This is a genomic window from Ruegeria sp. AE4 (genome assembly GCF_056542185.1).
Window position 1 is genome coordinate 135,057 of record NZ_JBQFZK010000002.1, and the last position, 22,857, is coordinate 157,913.

General features: G+C 57.9%; 23 protein-coding genes and 2 tRNA genes. 8 read left to right on the top strand and 17 right to left on the bottom strand.

Features of this window, described 5'->3' with window-relative positions; translation table 11 throughout:
- The first annotated feature begins 92 nt into the window (after nucleotides 1-92).
- From ACR0EK_RS04890 to ACR0EK_RS04905, 4 genes are read left to right on the top strand one after another with little or no spacing between them, the layout of a single operon-like run.
- Nucleotides 93-959, top strand: a complete 867-nt coding sequence (locus ACR0EK_RS04890; RefSeq protein ID WP_480899444.1) for an FAD binding domain-containing protein — start codon at nucleotides 93-95, stop codon at nucleotides 957-959.
- Nucleotides 956-1,435, top strand: a complete 480-nt coding sequence (locus ACR0EK_RS04895) for a (2Fe-2S)-binding protein (protein WP_209597982.1) — start codon at nucleotides 956-958, stop codon at nucleotides 1,433-1,435. Before ACR0EK_RS04890 ends, ACR0EK_RS04895 begins: the two co-directional genes overlap by 4 nt.
- Nucleotides 1,435-3,690, top strand: a complete 2,256-nt coding sequence (locus tag ACR0EK_RS04900) for a xanthine dehydrogenase family protein molybdopterin-binding subunit (RefSeq protein ID WP_480899446.1) — start codon at nucleotides 1,435-1,437, stop codon at nucleotides 3,688-3,690. Before ACR0EK_RS04895 ends, ACR0EK_RS04900 begins: the two co-directional genes overlap by 1 nt.
- Nucleotides 3,683-3,928, top strand: a complete 246-nt coding sequence (locus ACR0EK_RS04905) for a MoaD/ThiS family protein (protein WP_170346142.1) — start codon at nucleotides 3,683-3,685, stop codon at nucleotides 3,926-3,928. Before ACR0EK_RS04900 ends, ACR0EK_RS04905 begins: the two co-directional genes overlap by 8 nt.
- Here ACR0EK_RS04905 and ACR0EK_RS04910 read toward each other — a convergent pair.
- On the bottom strand, nucleotides 3,925-4,629 hold the full coding sequence (locus tag ACR0EK_RS04910; RefSeq protein WP_480899448.1) for a lysophospholipid acyltransferase family protein: 705 nt from the start codon (nucleotides 4,627-4,629) through the stop codon (nucleotides 3,925-3,927). The two genes, ACR0EK_RS04905 and ACR0EK_RS04910, sit on opposite strands and share 4 nt — an antisense overlap.
- Before the next feature lie 141 nt (nucleotides 4,630-4,770).
- Here ACR0EK_RS04910 and ACR0EK_RS04915 point away from each other — a divergent pair.
- Nucleotides 4,771-4,846: transfer RNA gene (locus ACR0EK_RS04915), tRNA-Trp, on the top strand.
- Nucleotides 4,847-5,007: 161 nt separating this feature from the next.
- Here the strand turns inward: ACR0EK_RS04915 and ACR0EK_RS04920 are convergent.
- Nucleotides 5,008-5,223, bottom strand: a complete 216-nt coding sequence (locus tag ACR0EK_RS04920) for a hypothetical protein (protein ID WP_480967636.1) — start codon at nucleotides 5,221-5,223, stop codon at nucleotides 5,008-5,010.
- Between the two features lie 444 nt (nucleotides 5,224-5,667).
- On the opposite strand from ACR0EK_RS04920, the gene lptF reads away from it, so the two are divergent.
- Nucleotides 5,668-6,807: an LPS export ABC transporter permease LptF gene (lptF, locus tag ACR0EK_RS04925; RefSeq protein ID WP_480870121.1), complete on the top strand. Its 1,140-nt coding sequence runs from the start codon at nucleotides 5,668-5,670 to the stop codon at nucleotides 6,805-6,807.
- Between the two features lie 2 nt (nucleotides 6,808-6,809).
- On the opposite strand, the gene ACR0EK_RS04930 is transcribed toward lptF, so the two are convergent.
- Nucleotides 6,810-7,643: a LysR family transcriptional regulator gene (locus ACR0EK_RS04930; protein WP_480773726.1), complete on the bottom strand. Its 834-nt coding sequence runs from the start codon at nucleotides 7,641-7,643 to the stop codon at nucleotides 6,810-6,812.
- Nucleotides 7,644-7,744: 101 nt separating this feature from the next.
- Here ACR0EK_RS04930 and ACR0EK_RS04935 point away from each other — a divergent pair, with 101 nt between their 5' ends.
- On the top strand, nucleotides 7,745-8,335 hold the full coding sequence (locus tag ACR0EK_RS04935; protein ID WP_480899452.1) for an HD domain-containing protein: 591 nt from the start codon (nucleotides 7,745-7,747) through the stop codon (nucleotides 8,333-8,335).
- On the opposite strand, the gene speB is transcribed toward ACR0EK_RS04935, so the two are convergent.
- The 11 genes from speB to ACR0EK_RS04990 form a co-directional block, all read right to left on the bottom strand.
- A complete protein-coding gene (gene speB, locus ACR0EK_RS04940; protein WP_480482116.1) occupies nucleotides 8,332-9,174 on the bottom strand; it encodes an agmatinase in 843 nt (280 codons plus the stop codon). The two genes, ACR0EK_RS04935 and speB, sit on opposite strands and share 4 nt — an antisense overlap.
- Complete coding sequence (nspC, locus tag ACR0EK_RS04945; protein ID WP_480899453.1) at nucleotides 9,171-10,340, bottom strand: carboxynorspermidine decarboxylase; 1,170 nt, start codon at nucleotides 10,338-10,340, stop codon at nucleotides 9,171-9,173. Before nspC ends, speB begins: the two co-directional genes overlap by 4 nt.
- Nucleotides 10,341-10,425: 85 nt before the next feature.
- On the bottom strand, nucleotides 10,426-11,649 hold the full coding sequence (locus ACR0EK_RS04950; protein ID WP_480899455.1) for a saccharopine dehydrogenase family protein: 1,224 nt from the start codon (nucleotides 11,647-11,649) through the stop codon (nucleotides 10,426-10,428).
- Nucleotides 11,650-11,671: 22 nt separating this feature from the next.
- Complete coding sequence (speA, locus tag ACR0EK_RS04955) at nucleotides 11,672-13,561, bottom strand: biosynthetic arginine decarboxylase (protein WP_480773722.1); 1,890 nt, start codon at nucleotides 13,559-13,561, stop codon at nucleotides 11,672-11,674.
- Between the two features lie 100 nt (nucleotides 13,562-13,661).
- Nucleotides 13,662-14,747: a DUF1513 domain-containing protein gene (locus ACR0EK_RS04960; protein WP_480773721.1), complete on the bottom strand. Its 1,086-nt coding sequence runs from the start codon at nucleotides 14,745-14,747 to the stop codon at nucleotides 13,662-13,664.
- Nucleotides 14,748-14,750: 3 nt separating this feature from the next.
- Nucleotides 14,751-15,761, bottom strand: a complete 1,011-nt coding sequence (locus ACR0EK_RS04965) for an imelysin family protein (protein WP_480914011.1) — start codon at nucleotides 15,759-15,761, stop codon at nucleotides 14,751-14,753.
- A gap of 3 nt (nucleotides 15,762-15,764) precedes the next feature.
- Nucleotides 15,765-17,312, bottom strand: a complete 1,548-nt coding sequence (locus ACR0EK_RS04970; protein ID WP_480914008.1) for a di-heme oxidoreductase family protein — start codon at nucleotides 17,310-17,312, stop codon at nucleotides 15,765-15,767.
- The gene (bfr, locus tag ACR0EK_RS04975) at nucleotides 17,272-17,757 is read right to left on the bottom strand and encodes a bacterioferritin (RefSeq protein ID WP_480914006.1); all 486 of its coding nucleotides are present in this window, start codon (nucleotides 17,755-17,757) and stop codon (nucleotides 17,272-17,274) included. The genes ACR0EK_RS04970 and bfr overlap by 41 nt, the downstream gene beginning before the upstream one ends.
- A complete protein-coding gene (locus tag ACR0EK_RS04980) occupies nucleotides 17,705-17,998 on the bottom strand; it encodes a (2Fe-2S)-binding protein (protein ID WP_480914004.1) in 294 nt (97 codons plus the stop codon). The genes bfr and ACR0EK_RS04980 overlap by 53 nt, the downstream gene beginning before the upstream one ends.
- Before the next feature lie 93 nt (nucleotides 17,999-18,091).
- Nucleotides 18,092-19,363: an imelysin family protein gene (locus tag ACR0EK_RS04985; protein WP_480914002.1), complete on the bottom strand. Its 1,272-nt coding sequence runs from the start codon at nucleotides 19,361-19,363 to the stop codon at nucleotides 18,092-18,094.
- Between the two features lie 28 nt (nucleotides 19,364-19,391).
- Nucleotides 19,392-19,613 (bottom strand): hypothetical protein, encoded by a 222-nt coding sequence (locus ACR0EK_RS04990; RefSeq protein WP_480899464.1) that lies wholly within the window; start codon nucleotides 19,611-19,613, stop codon nucleotides 19,392-19,394.
- Here ACR0EK_RS04990 and ACR0EK_RS04995 point away from each other — a divergent pair.
- Nucleotides 19,612-20,169 (top strand): ZrgA family zinc uptake protein, encoded by a 558-nt coding sequence (locus ACR0EK_RS04995; RefSeq protein ID WP_480914001.1) that lies wholly within the window; start codon nucleotides 19,612-19,614, stop codon nucleotides 20,167-20,169. The genes ACR0EK_RS04990 and ACR0EK_RS04995 overlap by 2 nt on opposite strands.
- A 57-nt stretch (nucleotides 20,170-20,226) precedes the next feature.
- Here ACR0EK_RS04995 and ACR0EK_RS05000 read toward each other — a convergent pair.
- The 3 genes from ACR0EK_RS05000 to ACR0EK_RS05010 all read right to left on the bottom strand — a co-directional run bounded on the left by ACR0EK_RS05000 (nucleotide 20,227) and on the right by ACR0EK_RS05010 (nucleotide 22,827).
- A tRNA-Met gene (locus ACR0EK_RS05000) sits at nucleotides 20,227-20,303 on the bottom strand.
- Between the two features lie 55 nt (nucleotides 20,304-20,358).
- A complete protein-coding gene (locus ACR0EK_RS05005; RefSeq protein WP_480913999.1) occupies nucleotides 20,359-21,360 on the bottom strand; it encodes an alpha/beta fold hydrolase in 1,002 nt (333 codons plus the stop codon).
- Nucleotides 21,361-22,827, bottom strand: a complete 1,467-nt coding sequence (locus ACR0EK_RS05010; RefSeq protein WP_480967637.1) for a flavin-containing monooxygenase — start codon at nucleotides 22,825-22,827, stop codon at nucleotides 21,361-21,363.
- Nucleotides 22,828-22,857 lie beyond the last annotated feature (30 nt).

Here is a 22,857-nt window from a genome sequence, read left to right on the forward strand (position 1 = left end):
TTTGGTCGCTCGGCCCATGGACGTCAGGTGGGTGGTGAATTAACGTCGCCCGGAACCCAGATATCCCTGACCAACAGGTGCGAGGTAGCATTATGGATTATCACAGCCCCGCCAGCTTTGCCGAGGCTTCGGCTCTGGCCGCAAATGCGACGGGCATCACGCGCTTTCTGGCGGGCGGCACTGACGTATTGGTGCAGCTGCGCTCGGAGTTGGTGACGCCTGATACGCTGATCGACATCAAGAAAATCAACGGTGTACACGACATCACCCGCAACGCTGATGGAAGCTGGACGTTGGGAATTGCCGCAACCGGTGCCGAAATGAGCGAGCATCCTGAGTTGGGTCGTGACTGGCCCGGTGTGGTCGAGGCGATGGACCTGATCGGATCAACCCAAGTGCAGGGGCGCGCAACACCGACCGGTAACCTGTGTAACGGCTCACCTGCGGCTGATTCCGTGCCCGCCATGGTCGCAGCTGGTGTGACTGTTACCGTGACCGGCCCGGACGGCACTCGCGAAGTCGCGGTCGAGGATATTCCGACCAGCCCCGGCAAAACCTCGCTGGCCAAAGGCGAGCTGATCTCGGCGGTCAATATCCCGGCACGTGGCGAAAACGGCGGCGATGCCTATCTGCGGTTCATCCCCCGCACCGAAATGGACATCGCTGTGGTTGGCGTTGGTGTGAACCTGCGTCTTGACGGCGACACCATCACCGAGGCCCGTGTATCACTGGGCGCCGTGGCCCCGACCGTTCTGCTGGTCGAAGACTGTGCCAAGGCCATTATCGGCAGCGCGCTGGATGATGCGGCCCTGGATGCGCTGGCCGCCGCCGCCTCTGCCGCCTGTAACCCGATTGACGACAAGCGCGGCACGATCGCGTTCCGTACCGAGGTCGCAGGTGTTCTGGCAAAGCGCGCCGCGAAAATTGCCTATGCCCGCGCGAAGGGAGAAAACGCATGAAAAAGCTCCACGTAACCACCACCGTGAATGGCGATGCGGTCGAATACCTGTGTGATCCGCGTGAAACCTTGCTGGATTGTCTGCGCGACAAGCTGAACCTGACAGGCGCGAAAGAGGGCTGTGGCACCGGCGATTGCGGCGCGTGCTCGGTCACCGTTGATGGCCGTCTGGTCTGTTCATGTCTGATGCTGGGTGTCGAGGCCGAAGGTAAGCAGATCGAAACGGTCGAAGGCATTGCCGACGGTGATATTCTGCATCCGCTGCAAAAGAAGATGATCGAATACGCTGCTCTGCAATGCGGCATCTGCACGCCGGGCATTCTGGTGGCGGCCAAGTCTTTGCTGGAGAAAAACCCGAACCCGACCGAGGAAGAGACGCGGTATTGGCTGGCAGGCAACCTCTGCCGCTGTACTGGGTATGACAAGATCATTCGCGCCGTGATGGATACGGCGGCTGAGATGCGGGAGGCGTCGTAATGGCTCTGGACGATCGTAAATCAGACTTCACTTTTGTCGGCACCCGCCCCAACCGTCCCGACGGTCTGGACAAGGTGACCGGCCGCGCCAAATTCGGAGCGGATGCCTACGCCCCGGGAATGCTGCATGGCGCGATCCTGCGCTCACCTCATGCTCATGCGCGGATCGTGAAAATCGACACGTCGAAAGCCGAGGCGCACAAGGATGTCAAAGCTGTTGTGACGCGTGCCGACTTTGCTGAAGTGCCGTTCAAGCCCGGTCTGGAAGGTGAATTCTACAACGTTCTGGAGAACGTTATGGCCGGTGAGAAAGCGCTATATGACGGGCACGCGGTTGCAGCGGTTGCTGCGACTTCGGCATTGGCGGCTCGTGACGCGCTCAAGCTGATCGAGGTCGAGTACGAAGTGCTGCCCCACGTCACCGATGTGGATAAGGCGATGGCACCGGATGCGCCTGTGATCCGCGAAGGGGCAGCGGATTATTCCGTGCCGGAAGGAATGCACCCGAATGTTGTCCGCTATCATGAAAGTGGTCACGGCGATGTCGAGGCCGGATTTGCCGAAGCGGATCTGGTCATTGAAGACAGTTTCGTCACCGAAGCGACGCATCAGGGTTATATCGAACCACACGCCTGTCTGGCCATATTGGGTAATGACGGCAAGGGTGAGTTGTGGTGCACGACACAAGGGCATTGGATTGCGCAGAAAACCTGTGCCGCGCTTCTGGGGATCGAAACCTCGCAGTTGCGTGTCACTGCGTCTGAGATCGGCGGAGGGTTTGGCGGTAAGACAACCGTTTTCATCGAACCCGTCGCATTAGCGCTCAGCCGTAAGGCCAATCGCCCGGTCAAGCTTGTGATGACCCGGTCCGAGGTGTTCCGGGCTACTGGTCCGACTTCGTCTGCCTCGATGGACGTCAAAATCGGCATGAAGAAAGACGGCACGATCTCGGCGGCTCAGGGCATCTTCCGCCTTCAGGGCGGAGCCTTTCCCGGCGCGCCGGGCGACATGACTGCCATGTGTGCCTTTGCGCCGTACAACCTGACCAACGTCAAGCAGATCGGCTATGACGTTATGGCCAACCGCCCAAAGCAGGCAGCGTACCGCGCGCCGGGTGCACCGATGGGTGCCTTTGCGGTCGAGTCGGTGATTGACGAGTTGTGCAACAAGCTGGGGCTCGACCCCGTTGAGGTACGTCTGAAGAACGCCGCGCATGAGGGCACGAAGGCCAGCTATGGACCGACCTACGAGCGCATCGGTCTTGTCGAAACGCTGGAAGCAGCCAAGGCACATCCTCATTATTCGGCTCCGCTGAAGCCGGGGCAGGGGCGCGGTATTTCCTGTGGCTTCTGGTTTAACCATGGTGGCGAGACCAGCGTTTCGCTTGCCTTGTCCGAGGATGGCTCGGCTCAGGTGATGGTCGGGACGCCTGATATCGGTGGCTCGCGCGCGTCAATGGCCTTGATGGCGGCCGAGGTTCTGGGCATCCCGTATGAAAACATCCGGGTGACCATCGCCGATACGGCCACGCTGGGCTACAATGACGTAAGCCATGGCTCTCGCGTGACCTACGCGTCAGGGCTGGCGACGATCAAAGCTGCGAGACACACGGTTGAGAAACTGTGCGAACGGGCCGCGGCCAAATGGGGCATCCCGGTTGATGCGGTGAAATGGGAAAACGGCTGTGCGGTGCCCTCAGGCCCGAATGCAGGTGATTTCGATCCGATGCCGCTGGCCGATATCACCGCTGATATGGGCCGCACCGGTGGTCCGATCTCGGGCCATTTCGAGGCAACCCCCGAAGGTGCCGGCGTGTCTTTTGGCACCCATATCGTCGATGCCGAGGTTGACCCGGAAACCGGTAAGACCAGTGTGACCCGCTATACGGTCATTCAGGACGCAGGCAAGGCGATCCATCCGACCTATGTCGAAGGCCAATATCAGGGCGGTGCCGCGCAAGGTATCGGCTGGGCCCTGAACGAGGAATATATCTACGGCGAAGACGGTCGCTTGCAGAACTCGATCTTTCTCGACTACCGCATCCCGGTGGCCAGCGACCTGCCGATGATCGACACCGTGATCGTCGAGGTTCCGAATCCGGGCCACCCGTTTGGCGTTCGCGGTGTGGGTGAGACGGGTATCGTGCCGCCACTGGCCGCCATTGCCAACGCTGTGTCCAACGCGGCTGGCGTGCGGATGAAGCGGTTGCCGATGTCGCCGCCACGTATTCTGGCCGCTCTCAAGGACAATGGTTGAGGTTCACCTCTGGTCCGGCCTCCGGTCACTGACCGGGGGTCAGCAGGTGGTTGAGGTCGAGGCCAAAACCACTGGCGAGTTGCTGCGCGCGCTCGTGCGTGCACATCCGCAGCTTCAGGCACCCATCGACGCTGGCGTGTCTATCGCTGTCGACGGGCGCGTGATCGCGACCGGACTGACCGAACCAATTCCAGAGGGTAGTGAAGTCTATCTGATGCAAAGGCTGAGGGGCGGTTAAGCGTCAGGCGACCAAGGTTCGCGCCCGACCAATCGGTCTGCCTCGGCCGTGATATCGTTCATATGCTGCTCAAGGCTTTGGCGCAGGGTTTCGATTTCGTCTTCACTGGCTTTGCGCGGAACTGTTTCTGTCCATTCCCGGCACAGAAACACCCCCTCGTTACCCCATGGGCGGGGCATCAATAGATGATCCCATGTTCCTGCTTCGCGCCCATGTTTCGCCGAAAAGGTAATACCAAACACGCGTTTGCCTGATGTGCGCGCCCAGACCAGCGGAACCGTTGACAAAACCCGCTCTGGTCCACGGGGTCCGTCCGCCGCTATGCCAATGGATATTCCCTGTTTCATCTTTCCAAGCACTTCGCGTGATAACGCCACGTGGCGCTGATGACTGGACATGGCAATCGTGTCCATTCCGAACAGCTTTTGCACGCGACCCACCATGCTGCCAGCCCGCGCAGACGATGTAATCGAACAGATGCGCCCCTTGTCCAGTGGGAAGAAATAGGGCGACTGCGCCAGCCGTTGATGCCAAAGAACAACGATGACCGGCTCACCCTGTTCGGCCAACTGGTCCAGTTCTTCATAGCCGATGCGCTGCCAACGTGTGTTGCGGTGTACCAGCCGAATATAATTTGCAATCCGACGCGCCACCCAGTTTAGCACAGCTTCGCTGTCTGCAATCTTCTTACGGAGGTTCACGCCGGGTTCCTTCTGCTAACCGGTCCTTGTCTTAGCGCACCATGCGTTTTGCGCAACTTGTTTGTCCGGACATTTCGTGGATCGGAATCTGAAAAAGCCTCTTGAGTCCGCCGCGCGGCTGGCATATCTGGGGCTCACTACAGGGGTATAGCTCAGTTGGTAGAGCGACGGTCTCCAAAACCGTAGGTCGCGGGTTCGAACCCTGCTGCCCCTGCCATTGAAATTGTCCGAATACTAAGTTGTGATTTCCAAGGATGAACGGGTTTCAGCCTTTGAGTTCGCTTTGCCAGTCTTAAGCCATTACGCGCTTGGGTCATTACTGGTCGCAGTATTGGCTCCGACAGCACTGCTACAATGGCGCGAGGCCATCGTGCCCTGTTATTGTCTTTTGTTGGCACCTGTATTTTCGTGCGGACCTACGGCATCCAGCTTTTCAGCCCACATATGCTGATATTCTTGAAACACCGCAGGCTTGTTTGAGTGGAGCGCCATCAATGCACACGCGGCCCACATAGCGACATCGTAATCCGAGTCGGTCTTTTTCAGTATTTGCGCATTCAGTGCAGCGGCTTCTGATGTCGAAGGTTTATGCATTGCCATCGGACCCCTTGTGCCAACTGGTACTGTTACTCGCAATCGTCCTGCCCCGGACACTCACCAAAACCAACAGATTTCATTATGTGGGTAGAACAGTGAATGGGCTGGAAACAAGACGTTAACGTGTCATTAACTTTTAGCTGGGGCAGATGTCTACAAGAGTGTTCATGTGAACGGTCCAAAGGTGAACTAAGTCACAGACCAATCACTTGAATTCCACTTTACTTACAATTGTTACGAGTTGGCGCTCACGTTCGGTACATGACGCTGTTTTTGTTTTTCCCTCCTGTGGCTGGGGCGCGCTTGTGGTTGAGCGCGCCCTTCCCATGTCCGAATAACTAGGTTACCGCCGATGCCAGTTCTGAGGCGGTAATCGAGGTTTCCTTGGGTGGGCGATTGACTTATTGTCCGGCCACGACGCAATCAGCCGGATGAGGATACATGTCGCGTTTTGATGGATATTTCCTGCGGCAATTGCTGGTTTTATTCGGCTTCTTCACCCTTGTCCTGGTGGGTGTGTTCTGGATCACCCGTTCCGTCAGCCTGTTTGACAAGGTCATCAGCGGTGGCCAGTCCGCTATGGTGTTTCTTGAATTCACCGCGCTTACCCTGCCGACGCTGGTTCGTACGGTTATGCCGATGGCGGTATTTGCGGCGGCTGTCTATGCGACCAATAGATTGAGCCGCGAAAGCGAGATGACAGTGATGCTGGCAACCGGGTCAAGCCCCTGGCGACTGGCGCGTGCCGTAGTATTGTTCGGTGTGATCACCGGTCTGATGATGGCCGCCATCAGCGTGTTCCTGCGCCCGGCCTCGGTCCAACAACTGGAATTCCGGCAAGCCGAAGTTGCAGGAGATGTGACAGCGCAGTTGTTGAATGAAGGTGAATTTCTGCACCCTGCCGAAGATGTTACGGTTTACATCGGTGGCATCGATCTGGACGGTACGTTGCACGAGGTGTTCGTATCGGATCGCCGCGACCCGGAAAACGCGGTCAGCTATTCCAGCGTGACAGCCTATCTGGTCAATAACGACGCGGGAATTCATCTGGTGATGGTCGATGGGGTGGCGCTGCGTTTGAACAAGGCGGGCAGGGTTCTGTCCTCGACCCTGTTTCAGGACGCATCATATGACATTTCGCAACTGACGAACGCAAGCCCGTTGGCAAGCCGCAGCCTCGAAGCCATTCCAACCTCTGATCTGATCCTCAACCGGGATGCGATTTCTGAAACCGAGGGGTTCAGCCAGGGTAAATTGATCGAAGAACTGCATCAGCGATTTTCCTGGATAGCCATTTGCATCGCCGTATCGCTGGCGGGTTATTCAACCCTGATGTTAGGCAGCTTTTCACGGTTTGGATTGTGGCCTCAGATTTTGGGTGCCTTTACCATTCTTGTGCTGCTTGAAGGTGTTCGCGGGTTTGTGTCCCCGGTTGTGATCGATGACCCGAAGCTTTGGGTGCTGCTTTACCTTCCTGCCGTTATGGGTGTGTTGATCTCGTGCTGTTTTCTGCTTGTCGCAGGTCGTCCACTTATGCGGAAACGTGCGCGCAGGTCCGAGGTCATCCCAACACCCGCTTGATTTCAGGTTCGAAGTTCTTCCAGACAACAACGAATGTCGTCGAATTCTTCGCGATCACTACGGGCGACCAGATACATCGGCAGCCGCAGGCTCACACTGTCCTCTACCGGTTCGAGTGCACCCGAAGCCAGATGTTGCGAAATGACGTAATCGGGGAAGTAGCCGCATCCGCCTCTATGCAAGACATAACGTAGCGCCATCATGCAATTTCCCAGAAACAAGATCTGCCCCGAGGCGCGTCGCACGGCCGATCTGACGTGGTCTTGGTAAATCTCTCCAAGTTCAAGGTTGACGAAGACCAAATCGTTTTCTGCTGTTGCTGCTTGCGGGGTTTTGACCAGGGTTAGAAGCTCCGGTTCCAGCTCGTGGTAGGTGACGCGTCGGTCTGATGGCGTTTCATGCGTGATCGCCACGTCCAGCACATGGGTCGCCACAGCTTCAACCATGTTCAGATCGTGGTCGTAATTCAGTGTCAGCAGCAGTTTGTCAAAGCGCTGTTCAAACCGAACAGCCAGATCCACAAGCAAAGGGTCCCAGATGCTAAGCTGACTACCCAACCGAAGCGCTGGACGGTTCTGTGTCTGCAACGATAAATCCCGCGACGCGAAGGCCCAAAGGGACAGAATTTGTTCTGCATATGGTTTGAATTGTCTGCCAAACTCGGTCAGCGCCGTGCCACCGGCTCCGCGGGTAAACAGTGGTCTGCCGGTTTCTTCTTCGATCAAATGAATGCGCGCGCTGACGGCCGTTTGAGTCACATTCAGCTTGCGGGCAGCGGCATGAAAACCACCTGTCTCGGCCACACATAGAAAGGTTTCCAAAGCTTTGGTTCGCATACCGAGAGTATTTTTTGATCATTGTGATAAAATCAATTCATTTTTTTGAAGTTGCGACTCGTAATATTGTCGGCTTCGGGAAACACGCCAAAGGATCAGCCATGCTGGACAAAAGCCACAAACCGAACTGGACCAGTTTTGAGAATGCCACCAAGGCCGACTGGGACGCCGTTATGGATTATGAAGAGGCGTATAATGCCGCCTTGCCGGATCGCATTCTGGACGCCATTCGGTCACTGGACGAGGAATGGACACCCTATCCGGTCAACCGGTATCAGCACAGCCTTCAGGCCGCGACCCGGGCTTATGAGGATGGCGCGGATGAGGAGTTGGTGGTCGCCGCTTTGATCCACGATACCGGCGACATTCTGTCACCCTACAACCATGGAGAGCTGTCAGCGGCGATGATGAAACCCTATGTCAGCGAGAAAACCTATTGGATACTTAAGCACCATTGCGTGTTTCAGGGTTACTACTACAACCACCACCTTGGAGGAGACCGAAACGCGCGCGACAAGTATCGCGACAGCCCCCATTGGGAGGACTGCCGCTATTTCTGCCATGAATACGATCAGAAGGCGTTTGACCCAGACTATCCGACGAAACCGCTGGAGTTTTTTGAACCCATGCTGCGCCGCATCCTGAGCAAGGGCGAAGGCCATATGGAACTGAACGAAACTGCCGAAGATTAACAGGCAGCCATCAGGCGATAGACAATCTGAGCTGTGGTGAAGTCCCAGGCGGCATTGCCGTCCGGGGCCAGCTCAACCACATCGAAGCCCACGCATCTGCGCCCCTTGAGCGCGTGCTCGACTAGCCGCAGTGCCTGGTAATAGCCCAACCCGCCAGGCACCGGTGTTCCAGTGGCGGGCATCAGCGATGGATCCAGCCCGTCGACGTCGAAACTGACATAGACCAGCTCGGGGAAGTCTGCAGGCAGGTCGACCGAATGGATGTTACCTGTCACCAGTTCCTCGGCATCCACGTGAAAGACGTGGTTTCTCAGTCGGCTTTGGGCCTCTTCAGTTGAAAAAGCGCGGACACCGAACTGGGCGAGCCGAACGCCCTCTTCGGCAAGCAGGTGCATCACTGAGGCGTGAGAGTGTTTTTCGCCCTGATATGCGTTGCGCAGGTCGGCATGGGCGTCGATCTGGACGATGCCGATGGGTTGGTTTAGCGCACGGGCCACACCTATCACTGCGCCATAGCTGAGGGAATGCTCGCCGCCCAAAGTGACCGGTACCTTTCCAGCCCGAATTGCAGCTTCGGTGCGGTGCGCAAGGCGTTCCATTACCTCGGGCAACGGGCCGTCACAATTTAGCGGTTCTTCGGTGAAAATCCCTTCGACACAGGGCTCCGCGTGACCGGTGATGCGTTCCAGTTCATTACTGGCCTCGATAATTGCCTCGGGGCCTTTGGCCGTGCCGGCCCCGTAAGAGACCGTGCGCTCCAAAGGCACCGGGATCACGCGAAAGCGGGCATCTTCGGTGCGTTCGGATGCGGTCAATTCGCTGTCGAGAAAAATGCTCATGAGAGTCTGTCCTTGAAGTCGTCATATCCGAACTGCCGGATGATCTTCAGCTCGTCCGTTTCGCTGTTCCACAGGGCGATTGTGGGCAGGGGGACGCCATTGAAGGTGTTTGTCTTGACCATCGAGTAATGTGCCTGATCGAGGAATGCAAAACGCTGTCCGATCTCCAGCGGCTTGTCCCAGGTGTAGTCGCCGATCACGTCACCCGCCAGACAGGACGGGCCGCCAAGGCGATAGGTATGGCCTGTTTCGGCCTCATCCATCAGGGCAGGGCGATAAGGGGCCTCAATCACATCGGGCATGTGACATGTGGCCGAGATATCAGTGATCGCGAGTTTCATGCCGTTGGTCGGCAGGTCGAGGATTTCACCGATCAGAATACCTGCGTCCAGCGCCACAGCCTCACCGGGTTCAAGGTAAACATCGATGCCATAGGTTTCGCGAATATCCTTGAGGAAGGCCACCAGCCCGTCGCGGTCATAATCGTCGCGGGTGACGTGGTGGCCACCGCCGAAGTTCAGCCACTTGAGCTGATCAAGGTAGGGTTTGATCTTCGGTTCGATGGCGGTCCACGTGCGTTGCAGCGGTTCGAACCCCTGTTCGCAGAGAGTGTGCATATGCAAGCCGTCAACGCCGCGCAAGGTGTCGGCGGTCAGTTGGCTGACCGGTGTGCCAAGGCGCGAGCACGGGGCGCAGGGATCGTATTTCGGAACCTCGCCTTCGGAATGTTCCGGATTGATGCGCAGGCCAACCTGCACTTTGGCGGTTTGGGCTTTGGCGAGAAACCGGTCCTTTTGGGCTGGGGAGTTGAAGATGACGTGATCGGACAGCGACAGGATTTCGTCGATATCCGCGTCTTTGTACCCGGCGCAGAAGGTTGCGACCTCACCGCCATATTCCTCGCGTCCCAACCGGGCTTCATAGATACCCGAGGCGCAGGTTCCCACAAGGTGCCGGCGCACCAACGGGGCCAGCGAAAACATCGAAAACGCCTTGAGCGCGCTGAGAACATGCGCGCCGGAGCGGGTTCCGACATCAGCGAGGATTTTCAGGTTCCGTTCTACCGCCCTTTCGTCGACCACAAAGCAGGGGCTGGGTACACGGGAGAGGTCGAAATTGCGGAAGGCGCCGGCGTCACCGGCCTGTGTGGTCATCATGTCGGACATAACCGGCGTCTCCGTTTGGTGGAGAGGCCGGGGGCGCTGCCCCCGGACCCCCGGGATATTTAGGGCCAGATGAAGCTGAAGCGGATCAGAAGGTGACCGGGCCGTCGAGTTCATGGACCTGCCACGGCAGGCCATGTTCGTTCAGCATGTCCATGAAGTCGTCCGGGTCGAGCTGTTCCATGTTCCACACGCCAGGCTCGGACCAGTTGCCTTTCAGCACCTGCGCGGCGCCGATCATGGCGGGGACACCGGTGGTGTAGCTGACAGCCTGACTGCCGACTTCCGCATAGCATTCCTGATGATCGCAGATGTTGTAGATGTAATAGGTTTTCTCGCCCGAGCCATCCTTGGCCTGACCTGTGGCGATGTCGCCGATGCAGGCCTTGCCCTTGGTTTCCGCGCCCAGATCACCGGGATCGGGCAGAAGGGTTTTCAGGAACTGGATCGGGATGATTTCCTTGCCGTCATGCATCACTGGGTCGATGCGGGTCATGCCGACATTTTCCAAGACCTTGGCATGCATGATATAGGCGTCGCCGAAGGTCATCCAGAAGCGGGCGCGCTCGATCTCGGGGAAGTGGGTCGAGAGCGATTCCAGTTCCTCGTGATACATCAGGTACATGTTCTTGGGGCCGATGGCGGGGAAGTCGAATTCGACCTTGTGGGTCATGGCGGGAGAGTGCTTCCATTCGCCACCTTCCCAGTGGCGCACTTCGGCCAGCACTTCGCGCAGGTTGATTTCGGGGTTGAAGTTGGTGGCAAATTCCTGATCGTTCGAACCACCATTGGCATCAAGCACGTCGATCTGGCGGATGGTGTCCAGCTTGTGCTTTTTCAACCATTTGGCAAAGACGGATGTAACACCGGGATCGAAGCCCGAACCAAGGATGGCGGTCAGGCCGGCCGCCTTGAACCGCTCCTTATAGGCCCATTGCCAGTGGTATTCGAACTTGGCCTCGTCTTCCGGCTCGTAGTTCGCGGTGTCTAGGTAATGGATGCCCGCCTTAAGGCATGCATCCATCAGCACCAGATCCTGGTAGGGCAGGGCGAGGTTCACGAGGATTTCAGCACCGGTTTCCTTGATCAGCTTTACGGTGTCTTCGACCTTGTAGGCGTCCAACTCGGCGGTTGCGATATCAACACCCACACGGTCTTTCACCGATCTGGCGATGGCGTCGCATTTAGATTTCGTGCGGCTGGCCAGCGTGATTTCGGTGAAGATATCCGAATTCATCGCCATCTTGTGCACAGCAGCGTGGGATACGCCGCCCGCGCCGACAACCAGTGTTTTGCCACTCAAAGTTCCCATGGGGGTGATCTCCTCTCAGGGGTTATTCGTAATAGGTGTAACCGTTGATCGACTCGCGGTAAGCGCTCATCAGGGTTTTGCGGTCCTTGGCATTCAGGGTGCCGGTCGAAATCGCCTCATCCACCATTTTGCGGAAGGCGGCGACGCAATCCTGCGGGTCGAATTCGACATATGACAGAACCTGGCTGATCGTGTCGCCCTCTTGTTCGTGCAGCAGGTCAAAGCCACCGTCCCGACGCAGGTCGATGGTGACCACGTTGGTGTCACCAAAGAGATTGTGTAGATCGCCCAAAGTCTCCTGATAAGCGCCAACGAAGAAGACACCCATGAAGTATTCGTTCTCTTCGGGCAGGGAATGCACCGGCAGGCTGGGGGAAACACCGTCGGCCAGAATGAACCGGTCGATCTTGCCGTCGCTGTCGCAGGTGATGTCGGACAGCACGGCGCGACGGTCGGGGATCTGGTTCAAAGATTGCAGTGGCACGATCGGGTGCAGCTGGTCGATGGCCCAGACATCTGGCAGCGACTGGAACAGCGAGAAGTTGCAGTGATAGATGTCAGCAACCTTTTCAAGCTGGTCATTCAGGTCCGTTTCCAGATCCTCTGACGCGGCCAATGCCTTGAGCCGCGCCATCAGCGACAGGTATATCCGTTCGGCCCGGGCCATCTGACGCAGGTCGACATAGCCGCGACGAAACAGGGCGCGCAGCTCGTTACGATAGAAGGTGGCGTCGTTCCAGCATTCCTGCAGGCGGTCGCGAGAGAGGTATCCGTGCACCGCGGCGAGGTCCGAGACCAAGTGGTGGTCATCCGGATCAACCTCGGGGCCATTGGGCGCATCGTAAAGCGTGCTTTCGAGCACGTTGAAGACCAGCATCGAGGACGTCGCCACCACGGCACGCCCACTTTCCGTGACCAGTGTCGGGTGGTCCACCTCTGCCTCGTCCATGGCGTAGGCCACGGTTTCGACGACATTGGCACAGTATTCTTCGACCGTGTAGTTGATCGAGTTTTCGGCGGCTTTCTTTTCGCCGGTGTAATCGACCCCCATGCCGCCACCCAGATCCAGGTGGGTCAATGGCACGCCTTCGCGCGTAAGCTCGGTGTAATAGCGACAGGCTTCGCCCACAGCACGGCGCACATCGTTGACATCCTGAACCTGGCTGCCCAGATGTGAATGCTGCAGCTTGAGGCAGTGCAGCAACCCTGCGTCTTTCAGCTTGTCTACGGTGGCGATAAGCTGATCAGTGTTCATCCCAAAGGCCGAGCGGTCGCCCGAGCTTTCTTCCCATTTGCCGCTGATCTGGTTGGTCAGCTTCACCCGAACACCGATCAGGGGCTCGATGCCCAGTTCGTTGTAAACTTCGATTACCGTGTCGGCCTCTTTCGGGCTTTCCAAAACGATGACCGTGTTGAACCCGATCTTGCGGCTTAGAATAGCCAGTTGGATGAATTCGGCATCTTTGACACCGTTACACACGATCAGCGCTTCGGGGGCCAGGCGATGCGCCAGCGCAATCACCAGTTCGGGTTTGGAGCCGGCCTCGAGCCCATAGTTGTATTTCTTTCCAAACTCGACGATCCGGTCAACAACCTGCGCCTGCTGGTTCACCTTGATCGGGAATACACCGCGATAGCTGCCTGTGTAGCCCACGCGCGCAATCGCATCACGAAAGCTCTCGTTCAGATGGGCAATTTCGTGTTCCAGATAAGACGCGACGCGCAGGACCATCGGTGCCTTGATTCCGCGGTCGTCCAGATCGCTGAGGATACCGGGCAGGCTAATCGCCGCTGCCTCGGGGGCCATGGGATTGCGCAGACCGATCTCGCCCTGTTCGGTCACCTCGATGAGGCCTTTTCCCCATTTCTCAACTCCGTAGATGGAATGCGGTGCGTCGGGCGTCTGTTTCAATCAAGTCGGTCCTTAACGTAGGGTGCCAGTTTCGCGCCCGCCAATACGGCAGCAGTTTGATTCTTCCAAGTGTAAACTATCTGATTGGGGATTCCGAATTTTACGCGGACGGGTGGATCGGGATCAGATGATTGTCCCATTGGCATTCGGCGCGGGTTCGAACAGCTGGGCGCGCGCCCATCAATGTCCCGAAAGCGCCTGTTCCCGTGGTAAAGACCAACCCGCCCGCCCCGGCCCCAAGCCCGCAGACATCCTCAAGCGCGAAGGCGCCGGTGAGTGTGCCGCTGGTTATGTCGAACTGGTGCAGCGCATTGCCGCGCGGACAGGTTATTGCGATCATATCGGCGTCGGCTGAAAACGCGACGCTGCCAGCGTATCCCTGCAACATGCTTTGTTCGTGATCCGGTGCCGCCAGCAGGCGTGGGGCTTCACCCTGACAATGCAAGCCCAACAGGGGCGGGTGTTCGGACTTGCTGCCCTGCCATTGCATGGCAAAGCCAACCAGACCGTCGCTCCGCACCACCAGATGGCGGATCGAGTTCTTGTGAAGCTCGTCAGGTAACGACACCTGTTCTTGGATCCTACCCGACTGGGTGAGATAGCTCAGGTTGGGTGCCATCGTCGGCAGGTTCAGCTTTGTGCGCCCGGTTTCGGGGTGGGTTTCGATCCCGCCATTGGCAATCACCAGCGTTTCCCCGTCGGGCATCAGGCGCATGTCATGCGGGCCTATTCCACCAGATGAAAACTCACCCAGACGCGAAAAGCTTTTAGCGTCCCAGACACTGACGATACCTGTCCCGGCTTCGTAGTCGTTCTCGGTGGCATAAAAATACGCGCCATCCGCCGAGAATGTGCCGTGGCCGTAGAAGTGTCGGCTTTCAGGGGCATTTAGCTGCGCAATCTGCGCGCCGGTTGCGCAATCGATGACGATGGCAAAGGTTCCCGGACGTCTGGCAAACGCGACCGCCAAGGCCTTGTGTGGATGGGCAGCGGCCGCATGTCCGCGTTCGGGTAGAGGCACGGAGAACACGATTTTCCCCAATGTGCTCAACCCGGCAAGTCGAAAGGACCCGTCGGGAAACAGCCCTGCGGCCAGAAAACCAGGCGAACCGGCCGAGGCCCACCCGCGGACTGGGGAAATCGTGGCTGCGGCAAGACCGGCAAGAAAATGGCGGCGTGACGTCACGGGTTAGTCTCCGTCCAGCGAGTTGAATCCTGCGCTGATCCCCAATGTCGGACCCAGCTCGGTCACGGCGATGCTGCGGATATCGTGGATCGACTGTTGAAGCGCCTCAATCCGGAACCGGGCCTGGGGATCTGAAACCCCGGCCAGCGAGGGATCGTCAATGGATTGAGCGTTCTGGATGGCACGTGCAAACGCAGCGTCCAGTTCCGACGCGATTTCGGGGTGATCAAAAGACAGCCGTGCAGCTAAATCTCGCAAGGATATCAGCGACAGTTCTACATGGCGTAAAGACCGCCCGGACCGCCACGCTTCGGCCCGGTTCGGACGGGGGCGGTCAAATGTCCCCATGGGGCGACCCAGCCGAGTGTCAGCCGTGAACTCAAGACCGGTAGCCAAGGCCTTGAACAGCTCCTGCATTGCTTCGTCCTGCGTCCGGTAGCGCCTGTTCTCTTGGGGTTGGGTAAGGCTAGGGGCATAGCTGTGCCAGTCCTGCGCCATCGCCCGGGCATTGGCATCGATATCCGCCGTGATCGCCCTGATCAGCGCGCAGCGATATTCGGCACTACCCTGTTCCGCGTAATTGGGATCGAACAACATCCGTTCGAGCGCGAAGAACCCGCGCCCTGCTATGGACGTTTCGGCATAGGTCTCCGGGCTTTGCACGGCGTCATCCTCGGTTGCGATATGCTGGGACAGGGCTTTGGTGGTGAACCCTTTCGTGTCCGGCCAGAACGCCATGGCGAAAGCGCGGTCATCGACCTCGGTCGGACCAAACCGCAGGTGGCTGGCGGATATCCAGCTATCGAAAGCCGCATCGTAGGCCGCGCGCAGCTCCGGTGAGGTCGGATCGCACTCAACCAGTGATGCGCTGACTAGCGCGCCTGTCGTTTCCGGGAGCGTGTCGAACCGGGGCAGGATATGGGTTTCTGTTACATCCATCAGGATCGGCGCGCGATCCTGTGCCTGCGCGGCAAGTGGCATGATCAACGCTGCAACAAGGGTAAGAACTCGCATGGGTCAGAGGCTCTCCAGAAATTGGATCAGGGCGTCACGGTCGGCTTTGGGCATCGAGATAACGGTGTCGCGGGCAGCCTGCGCTTCACCGCCATGCCACAGGATTGCTTCAAGCAAGTCGCGCGCACGCCCGTCATGCAGAAATTCTGTGTGGCCCGAGACGCGTTCGGTCAGGCCAACACCCCACAAAGGCGGCGTGCGCCATTCCCGGCCCGTTGCGCGGGCCTCGGGGCGATTGTCGGCCAGACCTTCGCCCAGGTCATGAAGCAACAGGTCGGTGTAGGGCCATATCAGCTGAAAACTGTGCTCGGGCCGGTCTTCCATCCGATGAGTGACATGTGACGGTGTGTGGCATGACGCGCAGCCGGTTGCATGAAACACCTTTTTCCCGCGGAGGACCCTGGGGTTGTCCATGTCGCGGCGACCCGGCACCCCCAGATTGCGGCTGTAGAAAGCGACCAGGTCCATACCCTGATGATCGATCTCGAAGCCGCGCTCATCATTGTCGCCATGCGGGGCTTGGATGCAGTTCACCTGCACATTGGTGCAATCCCCGTGCGGAGCAGGGTAGAGTGGGTTCGATATGCCGATATCCCCGGCAAAAGCAGCAGCCGATTGCTCCATCACTGTCGGCATCCCTGCTTTGTGACCGAACCGGCCCATCATCGGGGCGTCAAACTCGACTGACCAGACGATATTCGGGCGACCTGATATGCCGTCCCCATCGAAATCGTTAGGGTCGGCCTTGGCAAGCAGGTCTTCGACCGGGATCGCTTCCAACAGGCCAAGCCCGATCATCTGCGGCGCGACCCGTGGGCTTAGCATCGCGTCCGGGTGCAGCGGGCCATAACCCAGATCGGCTGCCTGATAAGTCGGGCGGCGCAGTGAGGCGGTTTCACCGTCAGAAAGCTCTACCGGGATTTCTTCGTATGAGATGTCCAGCCGGTATTCCGCTGGATGACCTGCCATTGCGAAATCCTGCATCTGTCCACCATAGGTGGGCTCGGGCAGAGTGGCGATGTAATCTTCGATCGCTGCATAACCATCCTCCGACGTGCCTGGGATCGAGACCCGCAAGAACATCGAAACCGCGTTGTCATCGGGCCCGTTTGGCGTGTGTCCGCGCCCATCCTTGATGTGGCAGCGCTGGCACGACCGCGCGTTATAGAGCGGCCCCAACCCGTCAGAGGCGAGTGTCGATGAGGGCGACGAAACCCAGACCTTCTTGAACAGTCCGTTTCCGACTTTGAAGTTCAGCTCCTGTTCAAAGCTCAGGTTGTCTGACGGTTGCGAGAACGCATCCGCGTCCGTACGGACCCGAACAGTCGAAGCCCCGGCGGGCAGTTCTTCAAACTGCTGCGGTGCGTTGAAATCCTGGGGCGCCGCCGTCACAACAGCAATTCGGGCGCGTTCATCGTCAGTGCGGGGGGTGACATTCAGATGCAGATCCTGCAGCTCGGCTGATAGGGAAGGGGTGGCCGCGAAAGCCACCACCGACAGGGCGACAAGGCTACTCGCCTTCGCCCATTTTCGATGCGTTGAGTTGCGCATAATTGGCTTCGCCGATCCTTTCATAGAGGTCGAGCTGCGTTTCGAGAAAGTCGATATGGCCCTCTTCATCGGACATCAACGTTTCGAACAGCGACATCGAGACATAGTCGCCGGCATCCCGACAGTATTCGCGCGCTTCCTTGTACAGGGCCCGTGCATCGATCTCGGCCGCAAGGTCACATTCCAGCGTTTCCTTTGGTGTTTGACCGATCCGAAGCGGGTCAAGCTTCTGAAGGTTGGGGTGGCCTTCCAGAAAGATGATCCGTTCGATCAGCTTGTCCGCGTGGCCCATCTCTTCGATGCTTTCCTCGCGGCTTTTCTTGGCCATGTGGCCAAGCCCCCAGTCTTCCTGCAACCGGTAATGCAGCCAGTATTGGCTGACAGCAGTCAGTTCATGCCGCAGAGATCTGTTGAGATATTCGATGACTTTTGGATCGCCCTTCATCTGCACTCTCCTGTGATACCGCCGCGCGCAGTGCGCGGAGTTGCATGGGTACTTCGAGATTATCGCTTGACCGCATCGTGTCCAGAAACAGAGGCATGCATCCGCCGCAATCCGCCGATTTTCCAAGAGCACGGTAAACCTTGCCGGGGGTGATGATGGTTCGGGGGTCGGCTGTTCGCATCCAGTCGATGGCGGAGCGGATGTCGTGGTCCGAGATGTTGGTGCAGTGGCAGACAATCATGAATGTTGGCTTGGGTTTGTGTGGTTCAAAGGGCTGGCGGGTCAGCGTGTTGAGTGTGCCGGGGGCAGGCTAGCCCCCGGCGCGCGTTCTTGTTTAGTGGAATACCGCGTCGGGGTTATCCAGGCTGTCTGATCCTTCAAATTCAATCTGGTCCAGTTCCAGTGCGGTCACGATGCGCTCGATTGTTTTGGTCTGGTCGATCAGGCCGTTGACGCCGGCCATGATCAGGGTTTCACCGCCTTCGTTGCCGCGTTCCAGCATCTGGTCATAGGCAAATCCTGCTTCCGCGGTCGATTTGATCCTGCCAAGGGCTTGCATCGTGACGGCCAGTTTCGCCTTCATCTCGGCGTCCAGTGCCGGGTCGGTTGCGATTACCAGATCGGCCAGCGATGCGCCCGATACAGGTGCGCCATCGATACGGGTATAGCTGCCCAGATAGACGTTCTGAACGCCCAGCCCGTCGTAGTAATGGCTGTTGTGGGTGTTGTCCGAAAAGCAATCATGTTCTTCTTCCGGGTCGTTCAGCATCAGGCCCAGACGCATCCGCTCACCCGCTTGTTCACCGTAGGACAGTGAACCCATACCGGTCAGGATCGCACTGACACCCCCAGTTTCGTTTTCCATCAGCGCCGCGCGCGCCGCGCCGCCTTGCTTCCACTGGTCCGCCATCCAGCTCAGGTCGCTGACCAGCAGGTCGGTTGCGGCGCTCAGATACTGGGCACGACGGTCGCAATTGCCACCGGTGCAGGCATCGCCGTTTGCATAATCGGTTGCCGGACGGTTGCCTGCACCTGCCCCGTGTCCATTCATGTCCTGCCCCCACAGCAGGAACTCGATAGCGTGATATCCTGTCGCGACGTTGGCTTCGATACCATCAGCTTCGTGCAGGGTTTCGCTCAGCAGTTCCGGAGTAATCTCGCTGGCGTCAATGGTTTCGCCCGACAGTTCGAAGCTGGGGTTGGCGATGACATTCAGAACCGCAAATTCGTTCTCATCCGTCGCACCACCATAGGCCGCGTCGACGTAATCAATCAGACCTTCATCCAGCGGCCAACCGTTTACTTTGCCTTCCCAGTCATCAACGATTGCATTGCCAAAACGATAAACTTCGGTCTGTTGATAAGGCACACGCGCTGCAACCCATGCTGCCCGTGCCGCAGTCAGGGTCGCGTCCGATGGTTCGGCAATCAGCGCACCGACTGTATCCCGCAACGTCTTCGCCGCAGTCAGACTGTCGTCATACTTGGCTTCGGCAATATTGGCGTAGGTTTCCAGAATATCCACTTTTGCAGGCACATCCCCGGCAAAGGCAAAAGCGGTTGTACAAAAGGTCAAAGCGCTGGCTGTTGCAAACAACTTGGTCATAGGGGTCGTTACTTTCTTGTCTGAACTGTCAAATCAGGCGGGTTTGTTCCCACGGCGGCTTTTGTTGAAATAACTGAGTTAAAAAGTCAACATTGTCAACCTGAGTTTTTTTGTCGGAAAAAGGAGCTGCTGACCTGATGGTCGCCATCCCCATATCTGGCGGGGGTTTGATTCGGTGGATCACATTGCGCGGTACATGTTTCGGGCTAAAATCATCCCAGTGATTCTTTGTAGGTGGTTTGTGGTTCATGAAGCGCGTGGTTCTGGCCTTATTCCTGTTTCCTGCGGCACTTGCAGCGCAAGCAACGCAGGTTTCCACGCCTCATCACCACGGTTCGGGCCAGATCGATATCGTGTTTTCTGAAACCGGGTTTTCGTTGGCACTCCGGGTGCCCAGCATGGATATCGTCGGGTTCGAATCTCCGGTTGAAAACGATGACAACCGCACGCGTGTGGCCATAGCAATGTCAGAGCTTTCCGACCCGCTGGACCTGTTCGTAACCCCTCCCGAAGCTGGGTGCTCTACGGTGACTGCCCATGTGGTTCTGACATATGGTATCACACGGCAGAGTGGCGAGGCGAACGCAGTCACAGGCTCCACAACGGAGGAGAGTCACTCGGAGTTTCAGGCGGACTATGTCATTCAGTGTCAGGATATGAATGCGCTGAACATGATCGAGTTCGCCTATTTCGCGCGGTTCAGTGGGACTGGCCAGCTGAACATCCACTTGAATACGAACGGGGTACAGGACGCTGTCGAAATCACACGCGCGGCACCATATCTCGATCTTCCGCCGGATCGATGAGCGCTGAAATCATAAGGAAAACCACAACTGGTGTTTCGGTTTGATGCTCTGGGGAATTGGTAGCGGAGGAGGGACTTGAACCCCCGACACGCGGATTATGATTCCGCTGCTCTAACCAACTGAGCTACTCCGCCGTGAGTGAGAGGCGATGTAAGCGAGGGGCCGGGGAGGGTCAAGAGGGAAATCGCCCTAACCGGGGAATTCTTTCACGGGCTCTTTCACCGGGTCCTGCAAGGGCGTCTGACGGAATATCGTGGTGTCCACCGTTCTGCGGATAAACGCGGCGCATATCTCCGGTTCTGTGATCAGGATCATATGACCCAGACCGTCGAGCTCTTCATAGCTCAGACCATATTTGACCATCGGCGGTCCGTGAAGGGCAGGGGACAGAAGTGCGTCCTGACGGCCATACAATATCCCACCGGGGACCGATAGCTCAGGATATCTGGCCACCAGCGCATCGCAACTGGCATCCAACCCGATAACGTCCTGCGAGGCCGTGACAAAGGCCGACGGGCGCAGCCCGAGCGCACCACCCGCACGGTCCAGAAAGTCATTTGGAGGGGTTTCAGGGTCAAATGCCACGCCCAGACTGTGCGGCGCTGTTTTTGAGGCCATGGGCACTGCAATCGTGTTGGCAATCAGACTGCGCAGCCATTTGGTCCGAATCTCGAGCGGTTTGAAGATCACCGGTGTTTCAGGCAGCCTGTGCGTTAGTGGTGCTAACAGAGCGAGGCTGGATACCCGCTCGGGGTAATCCAAAGCCAGTGCCAGCGACACCGCACCGCCCAGTGAATGCCCGACCAGCACGGCCTGATTCACGCCTTTGGTTTCAAGAAACTCAGCTATCATCGCGGCCTGCTGCGGCAATTGTGCGAGTTCTGCCGTATCCCGGGTTGAATATCCGCAACCGGGGCGATCCAGCGCGATGACGTGGAAATCCTCGGCCAGTTGATCTGCCAACGCGTAGGTAAAATGCTGTAACTGCCCAGCCAGACCATGAATCAGGATAACCGTCTGCGCGTCCGGATTGCCCTTTTCCACATAGTGGATGCTACCGCCCTGCACGGGCACGATCTGGCCCATCTGCGGCACGGTTTCTAGCCCCTGACGGGTTATACGCCGGGTCCACAGGGCCATGGTCAGAAGAAAGACGGCAAAGGCCGCAACCAGGCTAAGAAAAATTGTCATCTAGCTGTCTCCGGTCCTAATAGGGATGTATTGCTCCAATCCCGATTGTGACATGCGTTTCTGAAATTCGGCAACTGTTCCGGGCCAAAGCGTCGTGTTTTGCCCGTCCGCATCAATGTACCAGGATGTGCAGCCTCCGGTCTGCCAGACACAGTCCGCGTGGCGGTCCTGCATTTCCTGTGTAAAGGCCGCCTGTTTCGCCGCATCGGGGGTGATCACCGACAGTTCCTTGCGTTGCATCTCGCTCAGAACCCGGCCGATATGCCCGACCTGGGCTTCGATCATCAACACGACCGAATTATGCCCAAGCCCGGTATGAGGCCCCAGAAGGATGAAGAAGTTGGGAAAACCGGCTATCGCCGTGCCCAGATGAGCAGACATCCCGTTTGTCCAGGCCGACCGCAGCGTTAGCCCATCTGTGCCAGTAATATCCAACCTCTCTACGACATTGGTAACCTGAAACCCGGTGCCCCAGATCAGCGAGTCTGCCTCTGCCCTGGTGCCATCTGACGCGAGGATGCTGTTGCCATCGATACTGGCCACGCCGTGCGGAATGACGCTGACATTGTCGCGGGCCAGCGCCGGGTACCAGTCATTTGAACTGAGAATGCGTTTGCACCCAATTCGATAGTCCGGGGTCAGAATGCGCCGTTCTTCGGGGTCGGCAATCGCGCCTTCCAACGATTTTCGCCACATCTTCAGAGCAAAGTTCATCGCGCGTTCCTCGCCCCTGAACACGCGGTGACGAAACTCGAAGAACATGAAAATCAGTTTGCGCCGGATGCGCGGAAGCAGGGGAAGGTAGGCATATAGTTTGCGCACCCAAGGTGCGATCGGGCCGTCAGGGCGCGGCATGACGTAAGGCGCGCTGCGCTGAAAAACGGTGACGTGGCCCGCAACCTTGGCAATCTCGGGCACGAACTGAACGGCTGACGCCCCGGTGCCGACAACAGCCACATGCTTTCCGGTCAGATCGACGGTGTGATCCCATTCGGCCGAATGAAAACAGGGGCCGGGAAAACTGCCCGCGCCGGGAATGTCCGGAATGCTGGGATGATGCAGCGCGCCGATGGCCGAGACCAGAAACCGGGCCGACCAGAACTGGCCATCCATGGTTTCGACCTGCCAAAGCGTGCCATCCCATTTTGCCGATTTCAGCGCCTGCCCAAAGTGGCAAAGATCATACAACCCTTCCTGATGCGCGACATTTTGCAGATATTTCTGTATCTCTGCGCCACCGGCATAGGCGCGGCTCCAGTGCGGATTAGGGTGGGTCGCCATGGAATACAGATGCGAAGGAACATCGCAGGCGACGCCAGGATAGGTGTTCTCGCGCCACGTGCCACCGATATCTTCGGCCTTTTCCAGAATGGCGATATCTTTGATGCCACGCTTGCGCGCCTCAAGCGCCATCGTCAGCCCCGAGAACCCGGCACCGATGATCAGCATCTCTGTCGTGTGGTGCATTGAAGCGCCCCTCCTGAAACAACTTTATGG

Bases quoted from the DNA above. Each gene is read 5' to 3' on its own strand.
- ACR0EK_RS04890 (WP_480899444.1), top strand. From the start codon at position 93: ATGGATTATCACAGCCCCGCCAGCTTTGCCGAGGCTTCGGCTCTGGCC.
- ACR0EK_RS04895 (WP_209597982.1), top strand. From the start codon at position 956: ATGAAAAAGCTCCACGTAACCACCACCGTGAATGGCGATGCGGTCGAA.
- ACR0EK_RS04900 (WP_480899446.1), top strand. From the start codon at position 1,435: ATGGCTCTGGACGATCGTAAATCAGACTTCACTTTTGTCGGCACCCGC.
- ACR0EK_RS04905 (WP_170346142.1), top strand. From the start codon at position 3,683: ATGGTTGAGGTTCACCTCTGGTCCGGCCTCCGGTCACTGACCGGGGGT.
- ACR0EK_RS04920 (WP_480967636.1), bottom strand. From the start codon at position 5,223: ATGCATAAACCTTCGACATCAGAAGCCGCTGCACTGAATGCGCAAATA.
- lptF (WP_480870121.1), top strand. From the start codon at position 5,668: ATGTCGCGTTTTGATGGATATTTCCTGCGGCAATTGCTGGTTTTATTC.
- ACR0EK_RS04930 (WP_480773726.1), bottom strand. From the start codon at position 7,643: ATGCGAACCAAAGCTTTGGAAACCTTTCTATGTGTGGCCGAGACAGGT.
- ACR0EK_RS04935 (WP_480899452.1), top strand. From the start codon at position 7,745: ATGCTGGACAAAAGCCACAAACCGAACTGGACCAGTTTTGAGAATGCC.
- speB (WP_480482116.1), bottom strand. From the start codon at position 9,174: ATGAGCATTTTTCTCGACAGCGAATTGACCGCATCCGAACGCACCGAA.
- nspC (WP_480899453.1), bottom strand. From the start codon at position 10,340: ATGTCCGACATGATGACCACACAGGCCGGTGACGCCGGCGCCTTCCGC.
- ACR0EK_RS04950 (WP_480899455.1), bottom strand. From the start codon at position 11,649: ATGGGAACTTTGAGTGGCAAAACACTGGTTGTCGGCGCGGGCGGCGTA.
- ACR0EK_RS04965 (WP_480914011.1), bottom strand. From the start codon at position 15,761: ATGCGAGTTCTTACCCTTGTTGCAGCGTTGATCATGCCACTTGCCGCG.
- ACR0EK_RS04970 (WP_480914008.1), bottom strand. From the start codon at position 17,312: ATGCGCAACTCAACGCATCGAAAATGGGCGAAGGCGAGTAGCCTTGTC.
- bfr (WP_480914006.1), bottom strand. From the start codon at position 17,757: ATGAAGGGCGATCCAAAAGTCATCGAATATCTCAACAGATCTCTGCGG.
- ACR0EK_RS04980 (WP_480914004.1), bottom strand. From the start codon at position 17,998: ATGATTGTCTGCCACTGCACCAACATCTCGGACCACGACATCCGCTCC.
- ACR0EK_RS04985 (WP_480914002.1), bottom strand. From the start codon at position 19,363: ATGACCAAGTTGTTTGCAACAGCCAGCGCTTTGACCTTTTGTACAACC.
- ACR0EK_RS04995 (WP_480914001.1), top strand. From the start codon at position 19,612: ATGAAGCGCGTGGTTCTGGCCTTATTCCTGTTTCCTGCGGCACTTGCA.
- ACR0EK_RS04990 (WP_480899464.1), bottom strand. From the start codon at position 19,613: ATGAACCACAAACCACCTACAAAGAATCACTGGGATGATTTTAGCCCG.
- ACR0EK_RS05005 (WP_480913999.1), bottom strand. From the start codon at position 21,360: ATGACAATTTTTCTTAGCCTGGTTGCGGCCTTTGCCGTCTTTCTTCTG.
- ACR0EK_RS05010 (WP_480967637.1), bottom strand. From the start codon at position 22,827: ATGCACCACACGACAGAGATGCTGATCATCGGTGCCGGGTTCTCGGGG.